The 18,932-nt window shown below is 72.9% G+C and carries 19 protein-coding genes; 18 read left to right on the plus strand and 1 reads right to left on the minus strand.

What is annotated here, in order from left to right; all coding sequences use genetic code 11:
• The first annotated feature begins 3 nt into the window (after nt 1-3).
• From metK to ACNQOV_RS03295, 4 genes are all read left to right on the plus strand, one after another.
• Nucleotides 4-1,218 carry a methionine adenosyltransferase gene (gene metK, locus ACNQOV_RS03280; protein ID WP_416393367.1) on the plus strand — a complete coding sequence of 405 codons (1,215 nt, stop codon included), beginning with the start codon at nt 4-6 and terminating at the stop codon, nt 1,216-1,218.
• A gap of 8 nt (nt 1,219-1,226) precedes the next feature.
• Nucleotides 1,227-3,209 carry a primosomal protein N' gene (locus ACNQOV_RS03285; protein ID WP_416393368.1) on the plus strand — a complete coding sequence of 661 codons (1,983 nt, stop codon included), beginning with the start codon at nt 1,227-1,229 and terminating at the stop codon, nt 3,207-3,209.
• A 326-nt stretch (nt 3,210-3,535) separates the two neighbouring features.
• Nucleotides 3,536-4,585 carry an L-threonine 3-dehydrogenase gene (gene tdh / locus ACNQOV_RS03290; protein ID WP_416393369.1) on the plus strand — a complete coding sequence of 350 codons (1,050 nt, stop codon included), beginning with the start codon at nt 3,536-3,538 and terminating at the stop codon, nt 4,583-4,585.
• Nucleotides 4,585-5,787 (plus strand): glycine C-acetyltransferase, encoded by a 1,203-nt coding sequence (locus ACNQOV_RS03295; RefSeq protein ID WP_416393370.1) that lies wholly within the window; start codon nt 4,585-4,587, stop codon nt 5,785-5,787. Before tdh ends, ACNQOV_RS03295 begins: the two co-directional genes overlap by 1 nt.
• 22 nt (nt 5,788-5,809) lie before the next feature.
• On the opposite strand, the gene ACNQOV_RS03300 is transcribed toward ACNQOV_RS03295, so the two are convergent.
• Nucleotides 5,810-6,268 carry a DUF4383 domain-containing protein gene (locus tag ACNQOV_RS03300; RefSeq protein WP_416393371.1) on the minus strand — a complete coding sequence of 153 codons (459 nt, stop codon included), beginning with the start codon at nt 6,266-6,268 and terminating at the stop codon, nt 5,810-5,812.
• Between the two features lie 86 nt (nt 6,269-6,354).
• Here ACNQOV_RS03300 and fmt point away from each other — a divergent pair, with 86 nt between their 5' ends.
• The 14 genes from fmt (at nt 6,355) to lgt (ending at nt 18,859) form a co-directional block, all read left to right on the plus strand.
• Nucleotides 6,355-7,290: a methionyl-tRNA formyltransferase gene (fmt, locus tag ACNQOV_RS03305; RefSeq protein WP_416393372.1), complete on the plus strand. Its 936-nt coding sequence runs from the start codon at nt 6,355-6,357 to the stop codon at nt 7,288-7,290.
• Nucleotides 7,287-8,957, plus strand: coding sequence for an RsmB/NOP family class I SAM-dependent RNA methyltransferase (locus ACNQOV_RS03310; RefSeq protein ID WP_416393373.1), 1,671 nt, complete (start codon nt 7,287-7,289; stop codon nt 8,955-8,957). The genes fmt and ACNQOV_RS03310 overlap by 4 nt, the downstream gene beginning before the upstream one ends.
• Nucleotides 8,958-9,024: 67 nt before the next feature.
• The gene (gene rpe, locus ACNQOV_RS03315; protein WP_416393374.1) at nt 9,025-9,684 is read left to right on the plus strand and encodes a ribulose-phosphate 3-epimerase; all 660 of its coding nucleotides are present in this window, start codon (nt 9,025-9,027) and stop codon (nt 9,682-9,684) included.
• Between the two features lie 101 nt (nt 9,685-9,785).
• Nucleotides 9,786-10,049 (plus strand): phosphoribosyl-ATP diphosphatase, encoded by a 264-nt coding sequence (locus ACNQOV_RS03320; protein WP_031259753.1) that lies wholly within the window; start codon nt 9,786-9,788, stop codon nt 10,047-10,049.
• A gap of 45 nt (nt 10,050-10,094) precedes the next feature.
• Complete coding sequence (gene hisG / locus ACNQOV_RS03325; RefSeq protein ID WP_022906699.1) at nt 10,095-10,934, plus strand: ATP phosphoribosyltransferase; 840 nt, start codon at nt 10,095-10,097, stop codon at nt 10,932-10,934.
• Entirely contained in the window at nt 10,931-11,695 is a 765-nt protein-coding gene (hisF, locus tag ACNQOV_RS03330; RefSeq protein WP_402263171.1) for an imidazole glycerol phosphate synthase subunit HisF, read from the plus strand. Before hisG ends, hisF begins: the two co-directional genes overlap by 4 nt.
• Nucleotides 11,696-11,720: 25 nt before the next feature.
• Entirely contained in the window at nt 11,721-12,203 is a 483-nt protein-coding gene (gene hisI / locus ACNQOV_RS03335; protein WP_416393375.1) for a phosphoribosyl-AMP cyclohydrolase, read from the plus strand.
• An 8-nt stretch (nt 12,204-12,211) separates the two neighbouring features.
• Nucleotides 12,212-13,744 carry an anthranilate synthase component I gene (locus ACNQOV_RS03340; RefSeq protein WP_416393433.1) on the plus strand — a complete coding sequence of 511 codons (1,533 nt, stop codon included), beginning with the start codon at nt 12,212-12,214 and terminating at the stop codon, nt 13,742-13,744.
• Nucleotides 13,741-14,457, plus strand: a complete 717-nt coding sequence (locus tag ACNQOV_RS03345) for a Trp biosynthesis-associated membrane protein (protein ID WP_416393376.1) — start codon at nt 13,741-13,743, stop codon at nt 14,455-14,457. The genes ACNQOV_RS03340 and ACNQOV_RS03345 overlap by 4 nt, the downstream gene beginning before the upstream one ends.
• Complete coding sequence (locus ACNQOV_RS03350) at nt 14,454-14,693, plus strand: HGxxPAAW family protein (RefSeq protein ID WP_022906930.1); 240 nt, start codon at nt 14,454-14,456, stop codon at nt 14,691-14,693. The genes ACNQOV_RS03345 and ACNQOV_RS03350 overlap by 4 nt, the downstream gene beginning before the upstream one ends.
• Before the next feature lie 16 nt (nt 14,694-14,709).
• The gene (gene trpC / locus ACNQOV_RS03355; RefSeq protein WP_416393434.1) at nt 14,710-15,495 is read left to right on the plus strand and encodes an indole-3-glycerol phosphate synthase TrpC; all 786 of its coding nucleotides are present in this window, start codon (nt 14,710-14,712) and stop codon (nt 15,493-15,495) included.
• 142 nt (nt 15,496-15,637) lie between these two features.
• Nucleotides 15,638-16,852 carry a tryptophan synthase subunit beta gene (gene trpB / locus ACNQOV_RS03360; RefSeq protein ID WP_416393377.1) on the plus strand — a complete coding sequence of 405 codons (1,215 nt, stop codon included), beginning with the start codon at nt 15,638-15,640 and terminating at the stop codon, nt 16,850-16,852.
• Nucleotides 16,849-17,643 (plus strand): tryptophan synthase subunit alpha, encoded by a 795-nt coding sequence (gene trpA / locus ACNQOV_RS03365; RefSeq protein WP_416393378.1) that lies wholly within the window; start codon nt 16,849-16,851, stop codon nt 17,641-17,643. Before trpB ends, trpA begins: the two co-directional genes overlap by 4 nt.
• A gap of 217 nt (nt 17,644-17,860) precedes the next feature.
• The gene (gene lgt, locus ACNQOV_RS03370) at nt 17,861-18,859 is read left to right on the plus strand and encodes a prolipoprotein diacylglyceryl transferase (protein WP_402263158.1); all 999 of its coding nucleotides are present in this window, start codon (nt 17,861-17,863) and stop codon (nt 18,857-18,859) included.
• Nucleotides 18,860-18,932 lie beyond the last annotated feature (73 nt).

Genomic DNA, 18,932 nt, shown 5'->3' on the forward strand with positions numbered 1-18,932 from the left:
GCGGTGACGAGCAGCAGCCTGCGCCTCTTCACGTCCGAGTCGGTGACGGAGGGGCACCCCGACAAGATCTGCGACCAGATCTCGGACACGATCCTCGACGCGCTGTTGACCGTCGACCCGCACGCTCGCGTCGCGGTGGAGACCATGGTCACGACCGGGCTCGTGCACGTCGCCGGCGAGGTCACGACCTCCGGCTACGTCGAGATCCCGAAGCTCGTCCGTGACGTCATCACGGGCATCGGGTACAACTCGTCCGAGGTGTCCTTCGACGGCCGCACCTGCGGTGTCGAGGTGTCGATCGGCGCGCAGTCGCCGGACATCGCCCAGGGTGTGGACGAGTCGCTCGACACGCGCTCCGGCGCCGGTGTCGACCCGCTCGACCGCCAGGGTGCCGGCGACCAGGGCATCATGTTCGGCTTCGCGACGAACGAGACGCCCGAGTACATGCCCGTCGCGATCTGGCTCGCGCACCGGCTGGCCGAGCGGCTCGCAGCCGTCCGCAAGTCCGGCGAGCTGACGTTCCTGCGTCCGGACGGCAAGACCCAGGTCACCGTCGGCTACGACGGCGTGGTGCCGAAGACCGTCGAGACCGTGGTGCTGTCCACCCAGCACGCGCCGTCCGTGACGCTCGACGAACTCACCGCTGCGATCACCGAACACGTGATCCGTCCGGTGCTCGACCAGGTCGACCTCGACTCGTCGCACGTCGACGTGATCGTGAACCCGACCGGCCGCTTCGAGATCGGCGGCCCCCAGGGCGACGCCGGTCTCACCGGCCGCAAGGTCATCGTCGACACCTACGGCGGCGCCTCCCGGCACGGTGGCGGCGCGTTCAGCGGCAAGGACCCGTCGAAGGTCGACCGCTCGGCCGCCTACGCCCTGCGCTGGGTCGCGAAGAACGCGGTCGCCGCGGGCCTCGCCGACCGCCTCGAGGTGCAGGTCGCGTACGCGATCGGCCGCGCGAAGCCCGTCGGCCTCTACGTCGAGTCGTTCGGCACCGGTCACGTCGACGACGCCACGATCGAGGCCGCGATCCTGCGGGTCTTCGACCTCCGTCCGGCCGCGATCATCCGTGACCTCGACCTGCTCCGCCCGATCTACGCGCAGACCGCGACGTACGGTCACTTCGGACGCGAGCTCCCCGGGTTCACCTGGGAGCAGCTCGACCGCGTCGAGGAACTCCGCGTCGCCGCAGGACTCGTCGCCGCCACCGTCTGAGGCTCCGCGTGACCACCGTCGCGCGCGTCGTCCTCGACTCGCCGCTCCCGCAGTTGGACCGACTGTTCGACTACCGGGTGCCGGCCGAGTTCGAGGACGACTGCGTGCCGGGGGTCCGCGTCAAGGTGCCGCTGCGCACCGGGGCGCGGATGTCCGACGGGTACGTCGTCGAGATCGTCACCGAGGGGGAGTACCCGGGCGAGCTCAGCGCCATCGAGACGGTCGTCTCCCCGGTGCCCGTCCTCGCGCCGGAGATCTGGTCGCTCGCACGGGCTGTGGCCGACCGTGCCGCCGGGGTCGCGTCCGACGTGCTCCGGCTCGCCGTCCCGACCCGTCAGGTCCGCGCCGAGAAGGCCTGGCTGGCCCGCGACACCACCTGGTCGCCGCCGGCGGTGACGCCACCGCCGGTCACGGACTACGCCGAGGGCGCCCTGGAGGCGCTGGTCGCCGACCACGGTCGGGCTGCGGTCTCCGCCGTCCCCCACCCCGTCGCGCTCGGTGTCCAGGACGCGCCCGTCTGGGTCCCCGGCTGGGCCGCGACGCTCGCCCAGGCGGCGGCGCACACGCTCGCCACCGAGCAGTCGGCGGTGATCGCCGTACCGGACTTCCGCGACGTCATCGACCTCGAGCGCGCGCTCCTCGCGGTGCTGCCGCCGGAGCGGGTCGTCCGGTTCGACGCCAAGCAGACGAACGGGCAGCGCGCGAAGGCGCTGCTGCAGGCCCGCACGCACGCGGTCGTCGCGATCGGCAACCGTACGGCGGTGTACGCGCCCGCGACCGAGCTCGGGCTCATCGCGATGTGGGACGACGGCGACGCCTCCTTCACCGAGCCCCGCGCGCCCTACGTGCACACCCGCGACGTCGCCCTGGTCCGGGCCGCGCAGTCCGGTGCGGCGCTCCTGCTCGTCTCGCACGCGCGGAGCACCGACGTCCAGCGCCTCGTCGAGCTGCACTGGCTGCAGGAGGTCGCACCGCACCGCGTCCGGACGCCCAAGGTCATCCCGACCGTGCAGCAGACCGGGGCCGAGGGCTTCGCGGCCGAGGCCCGCATCCCGAGCTCTGCCTGGCGTGCCGCCCGCGAGGCGAGCCAGCACGGCGCCGTCCTCGTGCAGGTCGCCAGTCCCGGCTTCGGGACGGGGCTGGTGTGCGCCGAGTGCGGGGAGCGGGCGCACTGCCGGATCTGCGGCGGACCGCTTGGCAGCCCTCATCGCGGAGCGACGCCGCAGTGCCGGTTCTGCGGTGCGCTGGCCGTCGGGTTCCGGTGCCCGACGTGCGGCAACGGCACCGTGAAGCCGGTCGGCCAGGGGGCGCAACGCACCGCGGACGAGCTCGGCCGGGCGTTCCCCGGCACCCGCATCGTGGTGGCCGACGGGTCCCGTCCGCTCGACGAGGTCCCGGCGCGCCCCTCGGTCGTGGTCGCCACGCGCGGAGCCGAGCCGAGTGTTCCGGGCGGGTACGCGTGCGTGCTCCTGCTCGACGGAGAGCGCATGCTCGCGCGCGAAGGGCTCCGCGTGCAGGAGGACGTGCTGCGCTTCTGGACGAACGCCGCCGCCAAGGGAGCGCCGGGCGCCGAGGCCTACCTCGTCGGCATCGGCGGGAAGCTCGCGACGGCCATGGCGCTGTGGCGGCTCGACCAGCCGGCGCACGACGAGCTCGCCGACCGCCGGGAGCTGCACTTCCCGCCCGCCGTCCGGGTCGCGACGCTGACCGGCACGGACGAGGCGGTCGCGGCCGCGGTCGAGGCGCTCGACGGCCTCACGGTCGGCCCCGTGCTCGGTCCGGTGCCCGTCGAGGACGATGCGGCTCCGGGTGCCGTGCGTGCGATCGTGCGCTTCCCGTACGCGCACGGTGCCGAGGTCGCGGCGACCCTCAAGGCCGAGGTGATCCGGCGCGCGTCCACCCGGCGGGTGCTCCCCGGGGGGAACCGACGGCGGGCAGCGCCGGCGTTGCGGGTGCGGCTCGACGACGCGGAGCCCTTCAGCGAGGTCTGACGAGGGGTCGTCGTGGGGTGGCGGTACGACGTCGAACGACATCGTCGACGTCGTACGACAGCGGTGTCGTCGCTCGTTCCGTGTCGCGACTGCCGGCGTCTGCACGGAGCGACATCGTCGACGTCGTGCGACAGCGGTGTCGTCGCTCGTTACGTGTCGCGACTGCCGGCGTCTGCAAGGAGCGACGTCGTCGACGTCGTACGACAGCGGTCTCGTCGTTCCGAGTCGGCCACCCTGCCCGCTCGACCTGTGCCAGGCTGGACGACGGTGGCCACGAACCACCGCCGAACACATCACACGCACGACGAAGTGACGAGGTGACGCCGATGCGGGCGCTCTACAAGCCGGACGCTGCTCCGGGACTGATCATGACCGAGCGGCCGGTGCCGGTCCCCACCGAGGACGAGGTCCTCATCCGGGTGCTCCGGACCGGGATCTGCGGGACCGACCTGCACATCCGGCGGTGGGACGACTGGGCGGCCTCGGCGGTCACGGCTCCGCTCGTCCCCGGCCACGAGTTCTTCGGCGAGGTGGTCGAGGTCGGCGCCGCCGTGCGCGACGTCGCGGTGGGGGACCGGGTCTCCGGCGAGGGGCACATCGTGTGCGGCACCTGCCGGAACTGCCGGGCCGGACGCCGTCAGATGTGCATCCGCACGAAGGGCCTCGGCGTGCAGCGAGACGGCGCCTTCGCGGAGTACCTGACGCTGCCCGGAGCGAACGTGTGGGTCCACCACGCCGACGTCGACCCCGAGGTGGGCGCCCTGTTCGACCCGCTCGGCAACGCGGTGCACACGGCGCTCGCGTTCCCGGTCGTCGGCGAGGACGTGCTGGTCACCGGGTGCGGCCCGATCGGCCTCATGGCGATCGCCGTCGCACGGCACGCCGGTGCGCGGTTCGTGGTCGGCACCGACGTCAGCGCGAACCGGTTGGCGATGGCATCGGCGATGGGCGCCGACCTCGGCGTCGACGTCGGCACCGACGGCGACCCGATCCGCGTCGCGCAGGAGCGGCTCGGCATGCGCGAGGGCTTCGACGTCGGCTTCGAGATGTCCGGGGCGCCGCGTGCCCTGCCCGCGATGGTCGACAACATGAACCACGGCGGACGGGTCGCGATGCTCGGCCTGCCGACCGGCGAGATCGCGGTCGACTGGGGCAAGGTCGTGACCCACATGCTCACGGTGAAGGGCATCTACGGCCGCGAGATGTTCGAGACGTGGCAGACCATGAGCTCGATGCTGCAGACGAGCGCAGTGCTGCGCGACCGCATCGCCTCGATCGTCTCGGGGCGCTTCGCGGCGGGTGACTGGGAGGCAGCGTTCGCCGCGGCGGCGAGCGCGGACGGCGGCAAGGTCGTCATCGACTGGACGGAGATCTGATGTACGGCGCGATCAAGGACCACCTGGCGGCCGAGCTGGCGGGCATCGAGTCCGCCGGGCTCACGAAGCGCGAGCGAGGCATCGCCGGACCGCAGCGTGCGGCGATCGAGGCGGACGGTGCGCCGCTGCTGAACTTCTGCGCGAACAACTACCTCGGGCTCGCCGACTCCACCGACCTCGTCGACGCGGCGAAGGACGCCCTCGACCGGTGGGGCTACGGCATGGCGAGCGTCCGGTTCATCTGCGGCACGCAGGACCTCCACCTCGACCTGGAGCGCCGCGTCTCGGCGTTCCTCGGGACCGAGGCGACGATCCTGTACTCGTCGTGCTTCGACGCGAACGGCGGCCTCTTCGAGGTGCTCCTCGGCGCGGAGGACGCGATCATCTCGGACGAGCTGAACCACGCGTCGATCATCGACGGCGTCCGGCTGTCGAAGGCGCAGCGGTTCCGCTACCGCAACCGCGACGTGCAGGACCTCGAGGCGCAGCTCGTCGCCGCCGGGGACGCCCGGTTCCGCGCGATCGTCACCGACGGGGTGTTCTCCATGGACGGCTCGATCGCCCCGCTCGCCGAGATCTGCGACCTCGCGGACCGGTACGACGCGCTCGTCATCGTCGACGACTCGCACGCCGTCGGGTTCGTCGGCGAGCACGGCCGCGGCACACCCGAACTCTGCGGCGTCGCCGACCGGGTCGACGTGTACACGGGCACGTTCGGCAAGGCCCTCGGAGGCGCGTCCGGCGGGTACGTCGCGAGTCGGCGGGAGATCGTCGACCTGCTGCGCCAGCGCTCACGCCCCTACCTGTTCTCGAACTCGCTCGCCCCGGTGATCGCCGCGGGGACGGTCGCGGCCCTCGACCTCATAGAACGGTCGGACGACGCCCGCGAACGGCTGCGGGCGAACGCGGCGCGGTTCCGGTCGCGCATGACCGACGCCGGGTTCGAGCTGCTGCCGGGGGAGCACCCGATCGTCCCGGTGATGTTCCACGACGCCGCCCTGACCGCGCGGGTCGCCGACGAGATGCAGGCACAGGGGATCTACGTGACCGCGTTCAGCTACCCCGTGGTGCCGAAGGGCCGCGCGCGGATCCGGGTGCAGCTCTCGGCAGCGCACACCGAGGAACAGGTCGACCGGTGCGTCGCGGCCTTCGTCGCGGCGCGCGACGCGGCCGGGGCCGACGGCGCGGTCGGGCCGCGCTGACGGGTCGGGGCCGACGGCTCGGTCAGCCCGCGCTGACGGGCCGGGGGCGCTCGCGCGGGAAGACCACGCCGAGCGCCACCATCCCGATCGCGAGGACGAGGTGCAGCCAGTTGTCCGCCCAGTTCAGCGGCACGAAGTTCGCCCCGAAGTCGTGGCCGGCGGTGAACAGCCCGTAGACCCAGAGCACGAAGTAGACGACCCCGCCGATCACGAGGTACATGCGCGATCCGGTCGCGTACCGGGCCGCCAGCAGCCCGACGACCCCGAACAGCAGGTGCACGACGTTGTGCAGCACCGACACCTGGAACAGCCCGAGCAGCATCGCCATCGAGCCGTGTCCGGCGCCACCGAGGTCGCCCGTCGTCAGCCCGGGGACGAACCCGGCGATCCCGACGAGCAGGAAGACGATCCCGACGACGAGCGCGATCGCCTGGATCGACGAGCCCGCGTAGCGGTTGGTGGACGTGGTGACGTCGGACATGGGACCTCCTGGTGAGCCGTGCCGCCGAACCTACCGGCCCGCCGCCCGGCGCGTCCGGCAGCCGCGGGCATGGGAGGATCGAACCCATGCGTCTCGTCGTCGCCGGCAGCCCCGCTGCGGCCGTCCCCACCCTCCGCCGCCTCGCGGCGTCCGAGCACGAGATCGCCGCCGTGCTCACCCGTCCGGCGACCCCGCAGGGCCGGAAGCGCGTCCTCACGCCCACGCCCGTCGCCCAGGCAGCCGAGGACCTCGGCCTCCCCGTCATCGAGGCCGTCCGCGTCGACGACGAGGTCACGGCGCGGATCGCCGCCCTCGACGTCGACCTCGGTGTGATCGTGGCCTACGGCGCCCTGCTCCGACGTCCGGCGCTCGACGCTCCGCGGCTCGGCTGGGTGAACCTGCACTTCTCGGACCTGCCGCGGTACCGCGGCGCCGCTCCCGTCCAGCGTGCGGTGATGGCCGGCGACACCCGCACCGCCGCGACGGTGTTCCAGCTCGTCGAGGCGCTCGACGCCGGTCCGGTCTACGCCAGCGACCCGTTCGACATCGACTCCGAGGCGACCTCCGGCGAGGTCCTCGCCGCGATGGCCGAGACCGGTGCCGAGACCGTCGCCCGTGTCGTCGACGGCCTCGCCGCGGGCACCGCGGTCGCCGTGGAGCAGACCGGCGATCCCACCCTCGCCCCGAAGCTGACCATCGAGGACGGCCGCATCGACTTCGCCGCCTCCGCCGCGGTCGTGCACGCACGCCTGCGCGGCGTCACGCCCGAGCCCGGCGCGTACGCCCACCTCGGCGAGACCCGCGTCAAGCTCCTCCGCAGCACCCGCCTGCCAGGAGGCGCGGCAGACCCCGCCCCGTCGCTCGCCCCCGGTGCGCTCGGCGTCCAGGGCGGTCGGCTGCTCGTCGGGACCGCCGACGAGCCGCTCGTGCTCACCGAGGTGCAGCCCGCTGGCAAGCAGGCCATGGACGCCGCGGCCTGGGCCCGGGGCCTCGGCTCCCTCGACGGGAAGGTCCTGGCATGAGCGCCGCGAGCACCGGCCAGCGCCGACACCACGGGCCACGGCGGACGAGCGCCCGCCGTGTCGCCTTCGACGTCCTGCGGGCGGTGCAGGTCGACGACGCCTACGCCAACCTCCTGCTGCCGACCCGGATCCGCCGCGCCGGGCTCTCCGCGCGGGACGCCGGGTTCGCCACCGAGCTGACCTACGGGTCGATCCGCATGCTCGGCCGCTACGACGCGATCATCGCCCTCGCCTCCGGCCGCCGCATCGACAACGTCGAGTCCGACGTGCTCGACGTGCTCCGGCTCGGCGCCCACCAGCTGCTCGCGATGCGCACGCCGACGCACGCCGCCGTGGACGCCACGGTCGAGCTCGCCCGCGAGGTCGGTGCCCGTCGCGCCACCGGCTTCGTCAACGCTGTGCTGCGCAAGGTCGCGGCACGCACCGACGACGAGTGGGACGCGCTCATCACGGCGGGTCGCGGCGGGGACGCACTGCTCGCCACCCGGTGGTCGCACCCCACGTGGGTGGTGTCGGCGCTGCGGGACGCCCTGGCGGCCGAACGCTCGCGGGACGAGCTCGCGGCGCTCCTGGCGGCCGACAACGCCGCGCCCCGGGTGCAGCTCGCCGCGCTCCCCGGGCTGGCCACCGACGAGGACGTCGCCGCGGCACGTTCCCACATCGCGACCGCGGCCGCCGAGCACGCCGAGCACGCCGAGCACGCCGAGCACGCCGAGCACGTTGAGCACGCCGAGCGGGCGGATCCTGCCGAGCGGCCCGCGGCGACCGAGGACCGGACCGGGTCCGACGGGCCCGACGCGTCGGCGGCGTCGACCGAGCCGACCGAGCGCACCGAGTCGACCGAGCCGACCGCCCCGACGACCGGAGCCGACGACGTGACGCGGGTCGCGCCTCCCGGACCGCCCACGGACCCCGAGGCGGACCTGCCGGTCTCGCCGGTCGGGATCCGCGGTCTCGCCGGCGACCCCGCCCGGGTACCGGGCGTGGCAGCCGGACGGCTCCGCGTGCAGGACGAGGGCTCGCAGCTCGCCGCGCTCGCCCTGAGCCGGTCGTCGGCGATCCGGCCGGGGGAGCGGTGGCTCGACCTGTGCGCCGGACCCGGCGGCAAGGCGGCGCTGCTCGCCGCCGAGGCAGCCGAGGGCGGCGCGACCCTCGTCGCCAACGAGCTCGTCCCGGCGCGTGCCGGACTCGTGCGGAAGGCCCTCGCCGGTGCCGGTGACGGCGTGACCGTGGTCGAGGGCGACGGACGGCGCTTCGGCCGCGACGGCTCCGGCGTCACGTTCGACCGCATCCTGCTCGACGCACCCTGCACCGGACTCGGCGCCCTCCGCCGCCGTCCCGAGGCCCGGTGGCGCAAGCAGCCCGAGGACGTCCCGGAGCTCGCCGCGCTGCAGGCGGAGCTCCTCGACGCCGCGGTCCGGGTGCTCGCGCCCGGCGGGACCCTGGCGTACGTGACGTGCTCGCCGCACCTGGCGGAGACGCGCGGCCAGGTCGATGCGCTGATGGCCCGGCACGGTGGGGAGCTCGAGCAGCTCGACACCGCGTCGGTGGTGCGGTCCGTGGCCGCTCGGGACCCGCGCGTGGCGGACGGCGACACGGTGCAGCTCTGGCCGCACCGCATCGGCACGGACGCGATGTTCATCGCGCTGTTCCGCCGCGTCGCCTGACGCCGGTCGGCGCGAGGGAGACCCGGCGCACGGCGATCGCCGACCGGGGCGCCGGTAGGGTTGGCGGGTGACGATCCGCATCTCGCCGAGCATCCTGTCCGCCGACTTCGCGAACCTCGAGCGCGAGCTCCACCGCATCGAGACCGCCGACATGGTGCACGTCGACGTGATGGACAACCACTTCGTGCCGAACCTCACGCTGGGCCTGCCGATCGTGCAGCGCCTGCAGCAGGTCTCGCCGGTGCCGCTCGACGTCCACCTCATGATCACGGACGCCGACACCGAGGCCCCGAAGTACGCCGAGACGGGTGCGTCGAGCGTCACGTTCCACTTCGAGGCCGCGTCCGACCCCGTGGCGACCGCCGCGGCCATCCGGTCGAACGGTGCCCGTGCCGCCGTCGCCGTGAAGCCCGGCACGCCGATCACCCAGGTGCTCCACCACCTCGACGCCTACGACATGATCCTGCTCATGACGGTCGAGCCCGGCTTCGGCGGGCAGTCCTTCATGCCCGAGGTGATGCCGAAGCTCGCCGATGCCCGCGCAGCCGTGGACGCCTCGGGGCTCGACGTCTGGCTCGAGGTCGACGGCGGCATCGCGGTCGACACCGTCCCCGAGGCGGTGCGGAGCGGTGCCGACACGCTCGTGGCGGGGTCGGCGGTCTACGGCGGCGAGCCGGCCGAGCGCATCGCGGACCTCCGCCGGGCGGCGGCGGCAGCGCGCTCGTGACCCGACCGGCACCCGAGGTGACGGGCGAGGCGAACGCGCGCCGTGCCTCCCGTCCGGACGGTCGGTCCACCGCGTCGGCGGAGGGCGGTAGCCTGGTGCGCGTGAAGACGTTCGACGACCTGTTCCAGGAGCTCACCGAGAAGGCGCGTACGCGCCCCGAGGGCTCCGGCACCGTCGCCGAACTGGACGCCGGCGTGCACCAGATCGGCAAGAAGATCGTGGAAGAGGCAGCCGAGGTCTGGATGGCGGCCGAGTACGAGGGCGACGAGCGCACCTCGGAGGAGATCTCGCAGCTCGTGTACCACCTGCAGGTGCTCATGGTCGCCAAGGGGCTCACCCCGGCGGACGTCTGGCGACATCTCTGATCCGCTGATCAGCCGCCGACCCCTCCACCAGAAAGCAGACCCCTGATGCTCCGCATCGCCGTGCCCAACAAGGGCTCCCTCTCCGAGACCGCCTCCGACATGCTGCGCGAGGCCGGGTACGCCGGCCGCCGCGACCCGAAGGCGCTCCACCTGCTCGACGAGCGCAACGGCGTCGAGTTCTTCTTCCTCCGCCCGCGCGACATCGCCACCTACGTCGGTTCCGGCGCGCTCGACGTCGGGATCACGGGCCGCGACCTGCTGCTCGACTCCGGCTCCGCGGCGCACGAGGTGGACGCGCTCGGCTTCGCCGACTCGACCTTCCGGTTCGCCGGGACGCCCGGCCGGTTCAGCACGCTGCAGGACCTCGACGGTGTGCGGGTGGCGACGAGCTACCCCGGCCTCGTCGGTGAGTTCCTCGCGAAGCACGGCGTCACCGCGACGCTCGTGAAGCTCGACGGTGCTGTGGAGAGCGCCGTGCGCCTCGGCGTCGCCGACGCGGTGGCCGACGTGGTGTCGACCGGCAGCACGCTCCGCGCCGCCGGGCTCGAGATCTTCGGGCCGGTCATCCTCGAGTCGACCGCGCTGCTCATCTCCACCGACGAGACGATCCCCGGCATCGACGTCCTGCGTCGGCGCCTGCAGGGCGTCCTCGTCGCCCGAGGGTACGTGATGCTCGACTACGACATCCCCACCGGGCTCCTGGAACAGGCCACCGCGGTCGCCTCCGGCATCGAGTCGCCCACCGTCTCGCCGCTGCACGGTCGCGACTGGTCGGCCGTCCGCGTGATGATCCCGCGCGACGACGCCAACCTCATCATGGACGCGCTGTACGACCTCGGCGCCCGCGCCATCCTCGTCAGCCCGATCCACGCCGCGCGGCTGTGAGCGGGGTCTCCGTCCGGGTCATCCCGTGCCTGGACGTCAAGGGCGGCCGGGTCGTCAAGGGCGTCAACTTCCTCGACCTGCAGGACGCCGGTGACCCGGTCGAGCTCGCCGCGCGCTACTACGAGCAGGGCGCCGACGAGCTGACCTTCCTCGACGTGGGCGCAACGGTCGAGAACCGCGCGACGATGTACGACACCGTGACGCGGACCGCCGAGCAGGTCTTCATCCCGCTGACGGTCGGCGGCGGCGTCCGGAGCGTCGACGACGTGTCCCGGCTGCAGCAGTGCGGTGCCGACAAGATCGGCGTCAACAGCGCCGCGATCGCGCGCCCGGCACTCGTCGGCGAGATCGCCGACCGGTTCGGCGCGCAGGCCGTCGTGCTGTCCCTGGACGTCAAGCGGTCGGACCGGATGCCGTCCGGCTTCGTCGTCACCACGCACGGCGGACGGACCGAGTCCGACCTCGACGCCCTCGCCTGGGCGCGCGAGGCCGTCGAACGCGGCGCGGGGGAGCTCCTCGTCAACTCGATCGACGCGGACGGCACGAAGAACGGGTTCGACCTCGAGCTCGTCGCCGCGGTGCGCGCGATCGCGACGGTGCCGGTCATCGCTTCGGGAGGCGCGGGTCGGCTCGAGCACTTCGCCCCCGCGATCGACGCGGGTGCGGACGCCGTCCTCGCCGCCAGCGTCTTCCACCGTGGCGAGATGACCATCGGCGACGTGAAGGCCGCGCTGGGCGCGACCGGGCACGCCGTCCGCTGACCCGCCGCCGTAGGCTAGGAGTCTCATGACCGACAGCACCAGCACCAGCACGGACGCGGTCCTCGACCGCGCACGGTTCGGTGCGGACGGGCTGCTCCCCGCCGTCGTGCAAGAGGAGTCGTCGAAGGACGTCCTCATGCTCGGCTACATGGACCGGGAAGCCCTCCGCCGCACCCTCACCGAGGGACGGGTGACCTTCTGGTCGCGCTCCCGCAAGGAGTACTGGCGCAAGGGCGATACCTCGGGGCACGCGCAGTACGTGCGCGGCGCCGCGCTCGACTGCGACGCGGACACCCTGCTCGTCACGGTCGAGCAGGTCGGTGCGGCCTGCCACACCGGTGCCCACCGCTGCTTCGACGTCGACCCGCTCGACCCCGTGACGGCGTCCGCGCCCGCCGGCGGCGTGTCGGCACCCGCCGACGGCGGCGCCGCTCCCGCCGACGGCACGTCCGCTCCCACCGACGGCACGTCCGCTCTCGCCGGTGGGGCCGTGGAGGCGACCCGATGACGACCGCGATGCTCTCCGACACGCCGCACACGACCTCCCGTCCGGAGTTCGACGGCCTGCTGGACGGCCACCGCGTCGTCCCGGTCGTCCGTGCCCTCTACGCCGACAGCGAGACGCCGGTCGGCGTCTACCGCAAGCTCGCGGACGGCCGGCCCGGCACCTTCCTGCTCGAGTCGGCCGGGCAGGGCGGCCTCTGGTCGCGCTGGTCGTTCGTCGGCGTGCGCAGCTTCGGGGTGCTCACCCAGGACGACGACCGCGCGGCCTGGATCGACACCGGCATCCCGGCTTCACGCGCGGTGGACTCGCTCGACGGCGAGCCGCTCGAGGTGCTCGCGCGCCTGCACGAGCGCTGGGCGACCCCGCGCATCCCCGGCACGCCGCCGCTCGTCGGCGGCACCGTCGGGTTCATCGGCTGGGAGGCCGTGCGCCAGCTCGAGCACCTGCCGAACGTGCCGCCGGCCGACTTCGACGTGCCGGGGCAGGCGCTCGCGTTCGTGTCCGAGCTCGCCGCGCTCGACCACCGCACCGGGCTCGTCCTGCTCGTCGCCAGCGTGCTGAACGACGGGACCGACGACTCCGACACCATGTGGGCGGACGCGCAGGCCCGGCTCGACCGCATGCAGGGCGATCTCGTCCGGCCCTCGGTCGCGACGGTCGCCGAGGCGTTCGACATCGCCGAGCCGACCCCGACGCACCGCTCCACCCCCGAGGACTACATGGCCGCGGTCGAGCGGTCGAAGGGCTTCATCCGCGACGGCGACGTCTTCCAGGTCGTCATCTCGCAGCGGTTCGACCACGAGGTCACCGCCGACCCGCTCGACGTCTACCGCGTGCTGCGGACGCTCAACCCGAGCCCGTACATGTACTTCCTGTCGCTCGCGGACACCGCCGACGAGCGATTCTGGATCGTCGGCGCATCACCAGAAGCCCTCGTGAAGGTGCAGGCCGGTCGTGCCATCACCCACCCGATCGCCGGGTCGCGTCCGCGCGGTGCGACGCCCGAGTCGGACGTCCGCCTCGGCGAGGAGCTGCTCGAGGATCCCAAGGAGCGCGCCGAGCACCTGATGCTCGTCGACCTCGCGCGGAACGACCTGCAGAAGGTCTGCGAGCCCGGCACGGTCGCCGTGACCGAGTTCATGACGGTGGAACGGTTCAGCCACATCATGCACCTGGTGTCGAGCGTCGAGGGTGCCGTGCGACCGGATGCGTCGGCGATCGACGTGTTCCGCGCGACGTTCCCGGCCGGCACCCTGTCCGGGGCGCCGAAGCCGCGGGCGCTGGAGATCATCGACGAGCTCGAGCCCGCCACGCGCGGCGCGTACGCCGGGGTCGTCGGGTACTTCGACTTCGCCGGCGACGCCGACCTCGCGATCGCCATCCGCAGCGCCCTCATCAAGGACGGCATGGCACGGGTGCAGGCCGGGGCCGGGCTCGTGGCCGACTCCGACCCGGAGACCGAGCACATCGAGGCCGTGAACAAGGCCGCCGCGCCGCTGCGTGCCATCGCGACCGCGAACCGGATGCGCGGGGTGCACTCGTGAGGGCGCGGCGCTCCCGGCCGCTCGTCGTCGTCGCCGGCCTCGCCGTGGCCGGCATCATCATGCTCTCGTGGACCCAGACGTGGTTCACCGTGCACCTGCACCCGGGTGCCGCCGTCGCCGCGAAGGTCGACGCCGACGGTGCCGCGGCGGTGCCGCAGTACACCGCCCTGGCGATCGCCAGCCTCGCGCTCTTCCTCGCGATGACCATCGCCGGACGCGTCGTCCGGATCGTGCTGGCCGCCGTCGAGATCCTGCTCGGCGCCGGCGTCGTGGTGTCCGGGATCACCGCGCTGGCCGACCCGGTCGCCGCGGCCAAGGGTGCCGTGGGCGAGGTCGCCGGCGTGGCCGACCTGTCCGCCGTGCGCCGTGTCGTGTCGACCGTCGACGTGTCGGCGTGGCCGGCCGTCGGCATCGCGGGCGGCGTGCTCGCGGTGCTCCTCGGCGTCGTGGTGCTGGTCGTGCAGCGGTCCTGGCCGGGACCGAGCCGCAAGTACGGCGCCGCGACCGCCGGAGCCGCGGCCGACGCGCGTGCCGCAGCACCCGTCGAACGGGACGCGGTCGTGGACTGGGACGACCTGAGCGCCGGTGTCGACCCGACGTCGGAACCGGTCGCCGGGCCGGACGACACGGCCGGGGCAGCAGCGGACGACACGGTAGGATCGAGGGGACGCCGGTCGAACGACGGCGCCGAAGCAGAACGAGGAGCACCGTGAGCAACACTGAGCCCGCAGAACTCGGCGAAGGCCACTCGCCGGCAGCCTGGACCGCCGTCGTGATCATGTTGATCGGATTCGCGGCCGGCACGCTGTTCTTCTGGTTCGACCAGCCGTGGGGCGTCTGGGCCTCCGCCGGCGTGGTGCTCATCGGCCTCATCGTCGGTGGCGTCATGAAGAAGGCGGGCTACGGCGTCGACGGTCCGAAGTTCGTCCCCAAGCACCACGCGGAGTAGGTCCGGCATGCCGAACGTGCTCGAGACCCTCGTCGCGGGCGCGCTCGAGGACGCCGCGGCCCGTCGCGTCGACCGTCCCTACTCGGACGTCGAACGTGACCTGGACCGCGTCGCGTCCCCGCTCGACGCCCTTGCGTTCCTGGCGCCCGGTGACCGGGTGAAGATCCTCGCCGAGGTCAAGCGCGCCAGCCCGTCCCGCGGGTCCATGGCCACCATCGAGGACCCCGCGGCCCTCGCTGCCGACTACGAACGCGGCGGCGCGTCGACCATCAGCGTGCTGACCGAGGGGCGCAAGTTCCTCGGCTCCCTCGCAGACCTCGAAGCGGTCAAGGCCCGCGTGGGCGTCCCCGTCCTCCGCAAGGACTTCATCGCCGATCCCTACCAGGTGATCGAGGCGCGAGCCGCCGGAGCGGACGTCGTGCTCCTGATCGTCGCGGCGCTCGAGCAGCAGCAGCTGGTCGAGCTCCACACCCTGGCTGAGGAACTCGGCATGCGGGTCCTGGTCGAGGCGCACTCGGCGGACGAGGTCGCACGCGGCCTGGACGCCGGCGCCCGGATCCTGGGGGTGAACGCCCGCGACCTCACCGACTTCTCGCTCGACCGCGACCTGTTCGGCTCGCTCGCCGACCGCATCCCCGACGGGGTCGTGCGCGTCGCCGAGTCCGCGGTCGCCGGCCCCGCCGACATGGCGCACTACCGCGCCGCCGGAGCCGACGTCGTCCTCGTGGGGGAGGCGCTCGTGACGGGCGACGACCCCGCCGCCACACTCGCGTCGTTCATCCGAGCCGCCGACCGCGACTGACGACGACGACCGTCCCCGCCCGGCACCTCCGAGCACCCCGCCCGGCACTGCCGAGCACCCCGCCCGGCACTGCCGGGCATCCCGCCCGGTTCGCCGGGCCCGTCCCAGCCCGGTTCGCCGGGCGTGTCCCGGGAGACCCATCGTGACCTCACTCCGCGACCTGCACGGACCGTACTTCGGCGACTTCGGCGGGCGGTTCGTCCCCGAGTCGCTCGTCCTCGCGCTCGACGAACTCGAAGCGGCGTTCCGCGACGCCTGGGCGGACCCGGCGTTCCGGAAGGAACTCGACGACCTCCAGCGCGACTACACCGGACGTCCGTCGATCATCACCGAGGTGCCCCGGTTCGCCAGGCACGCCGGCGGTGCCCGGGTCATCCTCAAGCGTGAGGACCTCAACCACACCGGCTCGCACAAGATCAACAACGTGCTCGGGCAGGCGCTCGTGGCGAAGCGGCTCGGCAAGACGCGCCTCATCGCCGAGACCGGCGCCGGCCAGCACGGGGTCGCGACGGCCACCGCGGCGGCGCTGTTCGGGATGGACTGCGTCGTGTACATGGGCGCCGTCGACACCGAGCGACAGGCGCTGAACGTCGCCCGCATGCGACTGCTCGGCGCCGAGGTGGTCCCGGTCGAGACCGGCTCGCGCACCCTCAAGGACGCCATCAACGACGCGCTGCGCGACTGGGTCGCGAACGTCGACTCGACGCACTACCTGCTCGGGACCGTCGCCGGGCCGCACCCGTTCCCCGAGATGGTGCGCGAGTTCCACAAGGTGATCGGCGAAGAGGCACGGCAGCAGGTCCTCGACCTCGTCGGACGCCTGCCCGACGCCGTCGCCGCGTGCGTCGGCGGCGGCTCGAACGCGATGGGGATCTTCGAGGCCTTCCTCGACGACGAGTCCGTGGCGCTGCACGGCTTCGAGGCCGGTGGCGAGGGCGTCGAGACCGGTCGGCACGCCGCCAGCATCACGCTCGGCCGCGAGGGTGTCCTGCAGGGCACGAAGTCCTACCTCATGCAGGACGAGGACGGCCAGACCATCGAGAGCCACAGCATCTCCGCCGGGCTCGACTACCCGAGCGTCGGACCGGAGCACGCCTACCTGGCCTCGATCGGGCGGGCCAAGTACTCGCCGATCACCGACACCGAGGCGATGGAGGCGTTCCGGCTGCTCAGCCAGACCGAGGGCATCATCCCGGCGATCGAGTCGTCGCACGCCCTCGCCGGCGCGATGCAGCTCGGCAAGGAGCTCGGCCCCGAGGGCGTCATCCTCGTGAACCTGTCCGGCCGGGGTGACAAGGACGTCGCGTCCGCCAGTCGCTACTTCGGCATCCTCGACGAGAACGCGGTGCAGCTGTGACCACGACCAAGACCGTCGCGACGACGATCGACACCGCCAACGCCGAAGGCGCCGGAGCCGTCGTCGGCTACCTGCCGGCCGGCTACCCCGACCTGCAGACGAGCGTCGACGCCGCCGTGGCCCTGGCCGAGAACGGCGTCGACGTCATCGAGCTCGGGCTGCCGTACTCCGACCCGGTGATGGACGGTCCGGTCATCCAGCGCGCGGCGGAGGAGAGCCTCGCCGGCGGCTTCCGCGTGGCGCAGGTGTTCGATGCCGTGCAGCAGATCACCGAACGTGCCGACGTGCCCGTCCTCGTGATGACCTACTGGAACCCGGTGCTCCGGTACGGCGTGGAGCGGTTCGCCGACGACCTCGTCGCCTCCGGTGCCTCCGGGCTCATCACCCCGGACCTCCTCCCCGACGAGGGCCGCACCTGGATCGACGCGTCCGAGCGCACCGGCCTCGACCGCGTGTTCCTCGCCGCGCCGTCCTCGACCGACCACCGGATGCGGCAGGCCGTCGAGGCGAGCCGCGGGTTCGTCTACGCCGTGTCGACGATGGGCGTGACCGGCGCCCGCGTCGGCGTCGACGTCGCCGCCCGCACCGTCGTGTCCCGGCTCCGCGAGGCCGGCGTCGACCGCACCTGCGTCGGCCTCGGCATCTCGACGGCGGAGCAGGTCCGCGAGGTCCTCGAGTACGCCGACGGCGCGATCATCGGGTCCGCCTTCGTGCGGGCCCTCGCCGACCTCGGGGTGCAGGGCGTCGCCGACCGGGCGGCCGACCTCACCTCCGGCGCGACGCGCCGCTGACCGTCCAGGAGGCGCGGTGCCGGCCGTCCCGTCGGCCCACCCGCACCGCGGTGCGGGGACCTGACGTGTCCGGCCCGCACCGCGCCTCCCGACGGTCACAGTTTCCACAGGACCGCTCCCTCGGTTCCTGCCGCACGCACGTCCCGCGCTACAGTGAGCGGGGCCGACGGCACGTCGGTACCGCGCCCAGCCAGCACCGAAAGGCGACAGCACCTCCATGCCCCTCCTGAGCATCCCGAGCCCGAGCACCGCGTGGCAGTACTTCGACCTGACCGCCTGGCTGCGCGACGTGTTCGGCTGGTCGCTGCCGCTCGACTTCCGCATCCACGCGTACGCGATCTGCATCCTGCTCGGCATCGTCGCCGCCGTGGTCCTCGCGAACCGCCGGCTCAACGCGCGCGGCGTCGAACGCTGGATCATCATCGACATCGCGATCTGGGCGGTCCCGGCCGGCATCATCGGCGGACGGCTGTTCCACGTGTTCACGCACGTCAGCGACTACTTCGGCCCCGGGCGCGACCCGCTCTCCTTCCTCTACGTCTGGGAAGGCGGGCTCGCCATCTTCGGTGCGCTCATCCTCGGGTCGGTCGGCGCCTGGATCGGCTGCCGCCAGGTCGGGCTCCGCTTCACCGCCTTCATCGACGCCGTCGTCCCGGGCGTGCTGCTCGCCCAGGCGTTCGGGCGGCTCGGCAACTACTTCAACCACGAGCTGTTCGGCATGCCGACCAGCCTGCCGTGGGGGCTCCAGATCGAGTCGTCGAACGCGGCGTTCCCGAAGGGGCTGCCCGAGGGCACGCTGTTCCACCCGACGTTCCTCTACGAGATCATCTGGAACGTCGTCGGCGTCGTCGTCATCCTCCTGCTCGACAAGAAGTTCCGTCTGCAGTGGGGCAAGGTCCTGTCGCTCTACCTCATCTGGTACGGCATCGGCCGTTCGGTGCTCGAGTCCATCCGCGTCGACACGAGCGAGACGTTCTTCGGCATCCGGACGAACGTGTGGATGTCCTTCGCAGCGATCCTGCTCGGCATCATCATCTTCCTCGTGCAGTCGCGGCGGCACCTCGGCCAGGAGCCGAGCCCGTACCTGCCCGGTCGCGAGCCGCGCGCGAAGTCCGGGGTAGACTCGGACGACACCTGGTCGGAGCACGACGACGACGCTCCGGCGGCCGTCACCGAATCCGATCCGGTCACCAGCAGCACCGCTGGCCGCGCGTAGGAAGCACCCCTCCTGCGTGACCGATCCCGGATCGGTACCGCGTGCCAGCAGCACCACCCTGGACCCGCCACGA

This window comes from Curtobacterium sp. LFS084, assembly GCF_047977705.1.
Classification (GTDB): Bacteria; Actinomycetota; Actinomycetes; order Actinomycetales; family Microbacteriaceae; genus Curtobacterium.

Excerpts from the sequence above, each read along its gene's own strand:
- tdh (WP_416393369.1), top strand. The coding sequence starts at position 3,536 with ATGCGGGCGCTCTACAAGCCGGACGCTGCTCCGGGACTGATCATGACC.
- ACNQOV_RS03295 (WP_416393370.1), top strand. The coding sequence starts at position 4,585 with ATGTACGGCGCGATCAAGGACCACCTGGCGGCCGAGCTGGCGGGCATC.
- ACNQOV_RS03300 (WP_416393371.1), bottom strand. The coding sequence starts at position 6,268 with ATGTCCGACGTCACCACGTCCACCAACCGCTACGCGGGCTCGTCGATC.
- fmt (WP_416393372.1), top strand. The coding sequence starts at position 6,355 with ATGCGTCTCGTCGTCGCCGGCAGCCCCGCTGCGGCCGTCCCCACCCTC.
- ACNQOV_RS03310 (WP_416393373.1), top strand. The coding sequence starts at position 7,287 with ATGAGCGCCGCGAGCACCGGCCAGCGCCGACACCACGGGCCACGGCGG.
- hisG (WP_022906699.1), top strand. The coding sequence starts at position 10,095 with ATGCTCCGCATCGCCGTGCCCAACAAGGGCTCCCTCTCCGAGACCGCC.
- hisI (WP_416393375.1), top strand. The coding sequence starts at position 11,721 with ATGACCGACAGCACCAGCACCAGCACGGACGCGGTCCTCGACCGCGCA.
- ACNQOV_RS03340 (WP_416393433.1), top strand. The coding sequence starts at position 12,212 with ATGCTCTCCGACACGCCGCACACGACCTCCCGTCCGGAGTTCGACGGC.
- lgt (WP_402263158.1), top strand. The coding sequence starts at position 17,861 with ATGCCCCTCCTGAGCATCCCGAGCCCGAGCACCGCGTGGCAGTACTTC.